This window comes from uncultured Parasphingopyxis sp., assembly GCF_937129435.1.
Classification (GTDB): domain Bacteria; phylum Pseudomonadota; class Alphaproteobacteria; order Sphingomonadales; family Sphingomonadaceae; genus Parasphingopyxis.
Map to the genome: position 1 here is coordinate 145,966 of NZ_CAKZNF010000004.1, position 8,714 is coordinate 154,679.

12 protein-coding genes are annotated in these 8,714 nt (G+C 66.4%); 1 reads left to right on the forward strand and 11 read right to left on the reverse strand.

The genetic code is table 11. The annotated features are described in order from the left end of the window. Nucleotides 1-162: 162 nt before the first annotated feature. The 9 genes from Q0139_RS01330 to Q0139_RS01370 all read right to left on the reverse strand — a co-directional run bounded on the left by Q0139_RS01330 (nucleotide 163) and on the right by Q0139_RS01370 (nucleotide 7,240). Nucleotides 163-2,481: a DUF2460 domain-containing protein gene (locus Q0139_RS01330; RefSeq protein ID WP_298016175.1), complete on the reverse strand. Its 2,319-nt coding sequence runs from the start codon at nucleotides 2,479-2,481 to the stop codon at nucleotides 163-165. Between the two features lie 165 nt (nucleotides 2,482-2,646). Further along, nucleotides 2,647-3,252, reverse strand: coding sequence for a tail tape measure protein (locus tag Q0139_RS01335; protein WP_298016177.1), 606 nt, complete (start codon nucleotides 3,250-3,252; stop codon nucleotides 2,647-2,649). Next, nucleotides 3,245-3,535, reverse strand: a complete 291-nt coding sequence (locus tag Q0139_RS15485; RefSeq protein ID WP_350141344.1) for a phage tail assembly chaperone — start codon at nucleotides 3,533-3,535, stop codon at nucleotides 3,245-3,247. The genes Q0139_RS01335 and Q0139_RS15485 overlap by 8 nt, the downstream gene beginning before the upstream one ends. Before the next feature lie 38 nt (nucleotides 3,536-3,573). After that, nucleotides 3,574-3,888: a gene transfer agent family protein gene (locus Q0139_RS01345; RefSeq protein ID WP_298016179.1), complete on the reverse strand. Its 315-nt coding sequence runs from the start codon at nucleotides 3,886-3,888 to the stop codon at nucleotides 3,574-3,576. Nucleotides 3,889-4,021: 133 nt separating this feature from the next. Beyond that, nucleotides 4,022-4,429 carry a phage tail protein gene (locus tag Q0139_RS01350; RefSeq protein ID WP_298016181.1) on the reverse strand — a complete coding sequence of 136 codons (408 nt, stop codon included), beginning with the start codon at nucleotides 4,427-4,429 and terminating at the stop codon, nucleotides 4,022-4,024. Nucleotides 4,430-4,577: 148 nt separating this feature from the next. Beyond that, nucleotides 4,578-4,970: a DUF3168 domain-containing protein gene (locus tag Q0139_RS01355; RefSeq protein WP_298016183.1), complete on the reverse strand. Its 393-nt coding sequence runs from the start codon at nucleotides 4,968-4,970 to the stop codon at nucleotides 4,578-4,580. Further along, nucleotides 4,967-5,497, reverse strand: coding sequence for a head-tail connector protein (locus Q0139_RS01360; protein ID WP_298016185.1), 531 nt, complete (start codon nucleotides 5,495-5,497; stop codon nucleotides 4,967-4,969). Before Q0139_RS01360 ends, Q0139_RS01355 begins: the two co-directional genes overlap by 4 nt. An 8-nt stretch (nucleotides 5,498-5,505) precedes the next feature. After that, nucleotides 5,506-5,787 carry a hypothetical protein gene (locus tag Q0139_RS01365; RefSeq protein ID WP_298016187.1) on the reverse strand — a complete coding sequence of 94 codons (282 nt, stop codon included), beginning with the start codon at nucleotides 5,785-5,787 and terminating at the stop codon, nucleotides 5,506-5,508. 277 nt (nucleotides 5,788-6,064) lie between these two features. Further along, the gene (locus Q0139_RS01370; protein ID WP_298016189.1) at nucleotides 6,065-7,240 is read right to left on the reverse strand and encodes a phage major capsid protein; all 1,176 of its coding nucleotides are present in this window, start codon (nucleotides 7,238-7,240) and stop codon (nucleotides 6,065-6,067) included. 129 nt (nucleotides 7,241-7,369) lie between these two features. On the opposite strand from Q0139_RS01370, the gene Q0139_RS01375 reads away from it, so the two are divergent. Further along, on the forward strand, nucleotides 7,370-7,636 hold the full coding sequence (locus Q0139_RS01375; protein WP_298016191.1) for a DUF3297 family protein: 267 nt from the start codon (nucleotides 7,370-7,372) through the stop codon (nucleotides 7,634-7,636). Here the strand turns inward: Q0139_RS01375 and Q0139_RS01380 are convergent, their stop codons facing one another. Both Q0139_RS01380 and Q0139_RS01385 read right to left on the reverse strand, forming a co-directional pair. Continuing rightward, nucleotides 7,637-8,044 carry a hypothetical protein gene (locus tag Q0139_RS01380; RefSeq protein WP_298016193.1) on the reverse strand — a complete coding sequence of 136 codons (408 nt, stop codon included), beginning with the start codon at nucleotides 8,042-8,044 and terminating at the stop codon, nucleotides 7,637-7,639. A gap of 41 nt (nucleotides 8,045-8,085) precedes the next feature. Further along, nucleotides 8,086-8,547 carry an HK97 family phage prohead protease gene (locus Q0139_RS01385; protein ID WP_298016222.1) on the reverse strand — a complete coding sequence of 154 codons (462 nt, stop codon included), beginning with the start codon at nucleotides 8,545-8,547 and terminating at the stop codon, nucleotides 8,086-8,088. Nucleotides 8,548-8,714: the final 167 nt, after the last annotated feature.

Sequence of the window (8,714 nt, forward strand, 5' to 3'; positions counted from 1 at the left end):
GAGAAGGATACGAAGACTTATGAGCGGAGCGAATTAGGCGAAGTTGGATGAGGGTGACGCAGCAAGTCGCGATACCCCCGTTGCGCGATCACCCTCATCCAACTCCAACTAGCCGGCAAGCCGGCAAGTTTCCGTATCCTTCTCCCATCAAGGGAGAAGGAATCATCCCCGAATCTCCACGAGCGGCACGCTGACCGCCTCGCCCGCGAGGAAGGTTGCGCGATTCACCTCGAGCCGGTCTTCGGCGAATCGGACGGGGACGTCGAAGAGATAGCCGGCGGTGATTTCGGTGCCCTCGGCCGGGGCGGTGTCGAAGAGGACGGTGCCGTCGTCGAACGACCAGCCGCTCATCGCCTCGACGCCGTCCACCGCGATCCGCACGCTGCCCGATACCGGCCGCGCGATCTCCCGCACCTGCTCCTCGCCCGGTTCGCCATAGCGTTTGACGAGCGCGAAGGCGGTCGTCGTGCCGTCGCCGGTGCCGAGAAGCTGGTCGTCGAACTCCGGCGTCCCGGTCATGCCGTTCGAACTGTGATCGAAGGGATCGCGGAAGCGGAAGGCGCGGGCGGCGCCGCGGCGGGCGCGGAAGAAGGCGATCAGCGTGCCCAGATCGTCTTCGCTCCTGACCCCCGGCCCGGCATCGTAGCGCATCCGCGCATCGGCCCAGCCGCTGTCGCGATGTTCGGCGCCCGAAGCGGTCGTGACGATCGAGGTCGAGAAACCGGGCGACGCCATCGCCTCGGCGCCGAGCGCCAGCGGGAAGCTTACATCGTCGAAGGCCTGCACGTCGCTCTCCTCTGAATCAAAGTGGACGAAACCGTCGCGCATCGCCTGAGGCAGCGCCCAGTAGAATGTCTCGGCGACACCGCGTTCGCGCCCCGCTTCGGCGGCGGACGCGATGGCGTGCCATTGCGCCTTGTCCTCGGCATTGAGCACGAAGCCGGAAAAATAATGCTGGCGGTCCTTGGGATAGCCGAGCCGCGCCTCCATTGCCTGGGCGCCGCGCGCGGTCGCGCCGCGATTGCCGGCCGTCACCCAGTCGTAATCCTCGAGCTGCAATATATCGAACGCCGGATCGGCCCAGCCGAGCGGGACGTTGGCGCGCTTGGCCTCGGGCGCTTCCTCGTCGAGCACCGTCGGCAGATAGGCCAGTAGATAAAGCGTCGCATCGGGCGCCATCGCCCGCACCCGGTCCGCCACAAGCTGCGTCGAGGCGGCGAGGATCTCTCCCGCCTGGTCGAGCATCGCGATCTGTTCGGGCGTTTTCGGCCCCACGATCGTCGGGATCGAGACGAGGTTGGCGCCGAAGAGCGCCTGCGCGGCGCTGTCATAGAGACAAATCCGTTTCGATCCGTCGAGCGTGATCCACCACCAGGGCTCGCCGATCTGGATGTGCACAGGCTGGCCGGTATCGAGCAGGATCTGCGTGAAACTCTCCGCCGCGCGCGCGACCTGATCGACGGCGGGGGCGCTTGCCGGCGACAGCAGCGAGGACGGCGGGACCCATCCGGTCAGTGCATAATCGCCATTCTCGGCCCGCTGCTTGCGCGTGCCGAAGCCGATCGAATCGAGCAGCTCGTACGACACCGAGAAAATCATCTCATATCCCAATGTCTTGGCCCGCGAAGCGAAGTCGCGGTGCCAGCTTTCGCAGGGCGCGTTCAGATTGCCGCCGGACACCGTGTAGAGCAGGTTCGCGCCATAATAGCGCAGCCGGAAATAATGACTCATCCCGACATAATGATTGATCAGCTCGCGATAGCCGAGATGCACGATATTGCGCAGGACGCGCGCGGGCGTCTGGTTATAGGCATCGTCATAGCCGGTCGCGATCCGCATCCCGTGCTCGGGAAGCAGCGTGTCGCCGATGGTGAGCGTCGATGATGCGCCGGCCGCGCGGATATCGGTCAGTTCGACCCAGCCTTCGGCCGGACTGGCGAGCGGCGTCGCCGTCTCGTCATAAGCCGGCGGGATCAGCGAGATGAACATCCGGTCGATATCGCCGGCCCAGACCGGATCGGCCTCTCCCGGCAGCAGGAACCCGCCGTCCATCGCATCGAAATCCAGCGCGATGTCAGCATCTTCGCTGGCGCCGCTGGCATAGTTCCACAAGCGCACATACCAGCTTTTCGGATTTCCCGCCGCATCGCGGCCTTCGATAGTGAGCGTCGGCCCCTGCACCGCGTCGAGCGGTTTGATGCCCGAGGACGACCAGTGAAAGGCAAGCGTGCACCCGCGATAGTCGCGCGCCGTTTCATAGGCGATAAGCGGATGATCCCAATGGTCCTCGCTCTCCCAGATCAGCCCGGCGAGTTCGTTGGCGTTGTAGAACACGCAATCCGCGCGCATCGCCTGCGGCCCCGTCGTCACGACCGACGCCATCATCGGATGCGCGAAATTGACGGTCCAGAAACGCGGATCGAAGCGCTTTATATGGGTGTGGACGAGCGCATCGCCGGGCGATGCGAGCCAATGGGGCATGGATTCCTCCACCCCCCTCCCTTTCAAGGGAGGGGTCTAGGGGTGGGTGACGGAGGCACGGGCTCGATGCCCGTGCCGGAGTTCTGCGGGAAAAGAGCCGTCGGAGGCATCGAGCCTCCTCCGTCTCACCCCACCCTTTTATCCCTCCCCTGAAGGGGAGGGAGTTTAGTTGGTCCGCGCCAGCGCCGTCTTCACCGCCCGCGCCACCTGCCGGCTCGACCGGGCAAGCGCCTCGGGCTCGCGCGCATCGGGCGCGTTGATGTTGATCGTCAGCCGGACATCGCGCGACCCCGCGCCGCCCAACGCCACGACCCGCCCGCTTGCCGTCGGTACGAACAGCTCCGGCCCGCGCTCGCCGACCATATAGGCACGGCCCGGCGCCACCGGGCCTCCCGTGGCGCGTCCGGGCGAACCGAGATAGCGCGAGAGCAATTGCGTGCCGATGGCGAGCAGGCTCTGGCCGAAACTCCCGCCGCCGGCCCCTCCTTTGCCGCCGCCCGCGAATATCTGCTGCAACCCGCTCTGTACGGCCGCGCTGGCGATCTCGGCCATGATCGACAGCGCGGTGCGCTTGAGATCGTCGAAGCCGAGCTTGCCCGTCCGCACCGCGCGGAGCAGCGCATTCTCGATCCGCCGCCCGGCGATATCCGCCGCGCCGCCCAGCCCATCGGCCAGCTCGCGCCGCATCGCCTCCACCTCGCGGCGAAAGCCCTGCGTATCGGCGCGGACGGCGACCAATGCGCCGCCAAAATCGGGATCGAAATCATCCATCGGGATATTGCTCCATCAGGCGGGAAAGCTCGGCGGGGGACGCGGGCGCACCGTCGCCCTCCCCCGCCAGCGGCGCGAGCGCGGTCGCGAGTTCGGCGGGGGTGGCGTTCCAGAAATCGGCGGGCCGCCAGCCGAGCAGGAGGGCGGCATGGCCTGCCAGGTGGATGGCTGCGGCGGAAAAATCCTCCCCGGGACGGGGAGGGGAACCGCCCGAAGGGGGGTGGAGGGGCGCCCTCCAATTACGGTCCGCTTGTGGTTTGTGCCCCTCCACCATGCTTTGCATGGTCCCCCTCCCCGTCCCGGGGAGGATTTGCGCGTCCCTCACCGCCCCTGCAGGATCTGCGACAACAGCGTGCGAAGCGCGGGCGTGACCTTCGCCAGCCCCTGCCCCGCCACCGCCTCGCCGAGCCGCTCGCGCGTCAGCGTTTCGGGCGGATCGGCAAGGCAATGCCAGAACAGCGCCACCGTCTCCCCGATCCCGAGCCGCCCCTCCGCGGCCCGCTCGACAAGCGCGAAGAGCGGGCCGAGTTCCTCCTCCGCTGCGACCAGCGCGGTGAAAGTGGGGCGGAGGGTGAGGGTCTCGCCGGCGACATTGAGGGCGGCCTCGCCGCGGGCAGGGTTAGGAGATTTGGACATCATTTCCTCCAGGCAAACCGTCACCCTGAACTTGTTTCAGGGTCCACCCCTCCACCATCTCGGACTGATCAATTGGAGCGGTAGATGCTGAAACAAGTTCAGCATGACGGAAAAATACGATGCGCTGCGGCGCTCAGACGCTCGCCACCGCGCCCGAACTCTCGAGCGCCAGCGTGTAGTTCCGCTCGCCGTTGAAATCGCCGGCATAATCGAGGCGGGCAATCAGGAACCGCCCCTGCATCCGCTCGCCGCCCTCGAAGGCCAGCTCGTAATCGTCGAGCGATCCGGCGAGCGCGTTGTTCTTCAGTCGCGTCTCGGCCGCCGAGCCGGTGAACACGCCCGCGCCCGAGACCGACACCGATCGCGTCCCCGCACCCGACAGCAGTTCGCGCCACCCGCCCGAATCCTTGTTGGTGATGACGACGGGCTCACCATTGATCGAAAGCTGCGTCGTGCGCAGCCCGGCGACCGTGCTGTACACCGGCGGCTCTGCGCCATCGCCGACCTTCAGCAGGAAGGCCGAACCCTTTTCGGCTGTCATGATTGGTTCTCCTTGATGTTCCTCCCCGGAACGGGGAGGGGGACCAGCCGCAGGCTGGTGGAGGGGCACTCGCCCCTTGAGTGAAACACTATTGGATGGTGCCCCTCCACCATGCTGCGCATGGTTCCCCTCCCCGTGCCGGGGAGGATTACACACTCAACATCCGCGCCCGGTACTCCAGCACCGCGCGCCAGGGTTGCTCGCGCAGCACGCGGCCGCGCTGGAAGACGAGGCTCGCGATTCGCCAGCCGGCGGGATCGCGCGGCATCGCCTCGATCGCGGTTTCGGTTTCGGCCATCAACTCGGCGAGGCGGTCGGCGCGCTCGGGCTCCTCGAACAGCGTCACGAGGAAGCGGATTTCGCGCCCTTCCTCGGTCTTGGTGCTCCAGTCGGTGACGATCATTTCGCCGAGCAGCGCATAGGGCGGGGTCGCGCGGCCCGGCGGCGTGGCGAACACGCCGTTCAATCGCCCGGCCAGCGCTTCATGCGCCTCGAGCGTTTCGTAGAGCGCCGCGACGAGCGCCTGCTCCGCGCCGCTCATGTGAGCCGCATCCTGCGCCACGGCCGCCACAAAGCCGCGACGGCGGCCGGCGGCGCGCCTTCCTCGGCATCGTCGCGATGAACGAAGAGATGCGTAACGAGGCGGACGATGCCCTGCCGCAAGGGCTCGGGCACGCCGTTCCAGCCGGTCGCGATCCCGGCGGTGTAGGTGACACGCACCCGCCCCGCCTGCCCGCCCGTCACGCGCACCCAGCCATCGCCGTTCGCGTCGATATCGATGGCGTAATCGGTGACCGGCAAAGCGGTGACGTCGCCCTCGTCCGACACCGATGCCAGCCCCTCGATCGCCGCGACCGGCGTCAGCGAGAGCCGCCGCCAGTCGGACGACGCCGGCACATCCTCCGCCGCCGTGCGGATCATCAGCACCTGGCCGAGAAAACGTTCGCACGCCGCGCTCGCTATGCGGATCAGGCCCGCGAGCAGCGCGTCGTCCTCGTCCTGCGTGATCCTGAGATACGCCTTGACCTCGTCGAGCGCGACCGGCGTTTCGGCGCTCGGCTCCTGCATCGCGCCGATCATCGCTGGTCGACCCGGATCAGGAGCGAGCGATCCGCCGACCGGCCGTCGCCGAGATCGATATGGCAGCTCGCGCGGTAGACATGGCCGGGCAGCCCTCCCGAAATGCGCGCGCCGGTCTCGCTGCCGTCGACGAACTCGCCCGACATGGCGAGCCCGCCCGGCTCGTCGGGCTCCACCGACCAGCTCGCGGCCGATATCGCCGCACCGCCGATCGTGCCCGGCGGCCAGGCGATCGAATAGGTCAGGACCGCATCGGGGTCCTTGAAAATGGGGGTCATGAAGGGGGCTCCCGAATGGGGCGTGAAAATGGAAGCGCCGCGCCCGGCAGGGGATACCGGACGCGGCGCGGGCATCCTCTCCCCTTGAGGGAGAGGATACGAAGACTTGCGAGCTTGCTCGCTAGGCGGAGTTGGAGAGGGGTGGCGAGCCAAAGGCGAGCTTGGCGCGAAGCGGCAACCGCCCCGCAGCCACGCTCACTGCGTTCGCTCTGCGACCCCTCACCCTGGCGACGCTGCGCACCGCCTTCCCTCTCCCTCAAGGGGAGAGGGTTTGTGCTTACGACACCCCGAACTTAAGCAGCTTGATCGCCTCGCTGTTCGACACCTGCCCGCCAACACGCTTCGTCGCGTAGAAATGCACGAACGGCTTGTTCGAGAAGGGATCGCGCAGGATCGCCGTCTCGGCCCGTTCGGCAATTAGATAGCCGGCGCGGAAATTGCCGAAGGCGATGGCATAGGTGTCGCTGTCGATATCGGGCATGTCATCGGCCTCGACGATCGGATAGCCGAGTAGCGTGTCCGGCTGCCCCGCCATCAGCCCCGGCTGCCACAGGAACGCGCCGTCGGCGGTCTTGAACTTGCGGATCGCCGACAGCGTCGCCGAGTTCATCACGAAATGCGCGCCCTGGCGATAGGGCGAGCGCAGCGACTGGACGAGATCGACCAGCGCATATTCGGGGTCCGACGCGGCAAATGCGCCGTCCGCCCCGGTCGCGATATATTGCAGCGATCCGAAGGCGCGAGCGTCGTCCGCCTCGTCGGTGATCGTGCCCGAGAGGAAGCCGCGCGGCCGGTTGGTGCCGCTGCCCGACACGAACGCCGCGCCCTCGGCCCGCGCGAACTCGGTCGCGATCTCGCCGGCGAGCCACGCCTCGACATCGAAGGCCGCGTCGTCGAGCATCGCCTGGCTCGCCGCCGGATTGGCGTACAGCTCGCCCATCGGCGGGGCGATCTCGGCAAAGTCGGGCGTATCGGTCTCGTCGCGCGCCGCATCCTCGGCGACCCAGCCCGAAGGCGTGCCGCCCGTAGTCACCAGCTTGCGATAGCCCGCGCTGCCGACCTTGACGACATTGGCGATGGCGCGGATCGGCGAGATCGCGGTCAGCGTCCGGTCGATGATCGCGTCGATCTCCTGCGGCACCGCATAGCCGCCCGCGCTGTCCGACGTGCCGACGAAGCTCTTCTGCTCCAGCCCCGTCTCGACGCCGCGGCGGATATAGGTCTCGGTGAACTGCGTCTGTTCGGCGGGCGCCTTCTCGCTGCCCGCGAGCACCGGCCGCGCCGCGGCGACGGTGTGCGCGTCCATCCACTTCTTCATCGCACCGAGTTGCTCGCCCATCGCCTCGATCGGCGTCTTTTCGGGCTTGGGCGCTTCGGCGGGTGGGTCTTCCGCCGGCGTCTCGAACGCGGCAAAGCTCGCCGCGAGCGGATCCATCTTGGTCTCGATATCCATCAGTTTCTCCTTGGGCTGGACATGAAAAAGCCCCGCTCGCCGGATGGCGGACGGGGCGGAAAATCCTCCCCCAACGGGGGAGGATTTGCGTTCTTCACTTTGCCGGCGTTCGTCTCTAAATCCCGCGCCATGACCGACGACGCACAGCCCGCCGGGGCCGAGACCCCGCCAGACCGCCTCTCCAACAACCCGCGCAGCGAGCATTTCGATCAGGCCGCGCTCGAACGCGGCATCGGCATCCGCTTCAAGGGCCGCGAACGCCGCGACGTCGAGGAATATTGCCTCTCCGAAGGCTGGATCCGCGTCCAGGCCGGCAAGGCCAACGACCGCTACGGCAACCCGCTGACGATCAAGCTCTCGGGCGAGGTCGAGGCGTGGTATGAGGATGTGGAGTAGCTACCGGTCTCTACGACCGTACAGGTTGAAATCCGACACGTGCAATCCATGCTGCATGACGTAGAACACAAGCCCTCCGATGCCGCCAGCAACCGCAAAAAGCATGATCAGCCCAAGTCCCGGCAGCAATGACTGATAGTGATCGAACTGCAGTAGAATCACATCTCCGAAAATGATCAGCAATGTCGCAACGCTAAGGAAATCTCCCCAGTAGATCGCCAGATAAAGCGTTGGTTTGCCGTATCGTTTAATCAGAAGATATGCGGGAACTCCGAACAGAACGATCAGCACGAATGCCATCGCGAAAGCAAACAGGAATCCCATCAAGCCAAAACCAAAGCCAAGGATGAAGGCAGCCGAAAAGGCTGAAAGCAAAACAGCTCCGCAATGGCGCAACGCAGATTCCATTGAGGCAGAATAACACGTCGTTCAATGCGGTCGAGCCCGTCCTAATCCGACACCGCATGAACCCGCGCCAGCGGCTGCATCGGGATGGTCACGACGCTGACCTCGACCAGGTCGAGATCGAGCAGTTCGCGCGAGCTGTACCCCGGCCCTTCGCCGCCTGCGGCATCGCTCAGGATAAACCTCGCCTTTGGCGAAGGCCGGGGTCCAGTTGCGCGCGGTCGATACTGGGCCCCGGCCTTCGCCGGGGTACGGTGGCGCGTTGACCTCACCCGATAACCGAAACTCAACCCGCTGCCCTTGGCCAGCCGTAGCCGGACCGTGCCGTCCTCCACCCGCGCGATCACGCGCAATCCGCGCCCGTCTTCCTCGAGCCGCTCGATCCGGCCGATCACATGGCCGCGTTCATGCTGCCAGAGCAGCGGGATCGGGCGGCCTTCGGAGAGCGTGCGGGCGAAAGCGCCGGGGCGGATGATATCGCCGCCGCGATCCGCCCGGTCGAAGATCGCGGCATAGCCGGCGAAGCGGAGGAATGAACCGTCCTCTCCTTCCCGTTTGGGCTGAGCTTGTCGAAGCCCTGCTTTTTCTTTTGCCGTGCCGCTGAAGGAAATCAGCCTCCTTCGACTGCCTGCCTGCGGCAGTCGCTCAGGACAGGCTTCGACAAGCTCAGGGC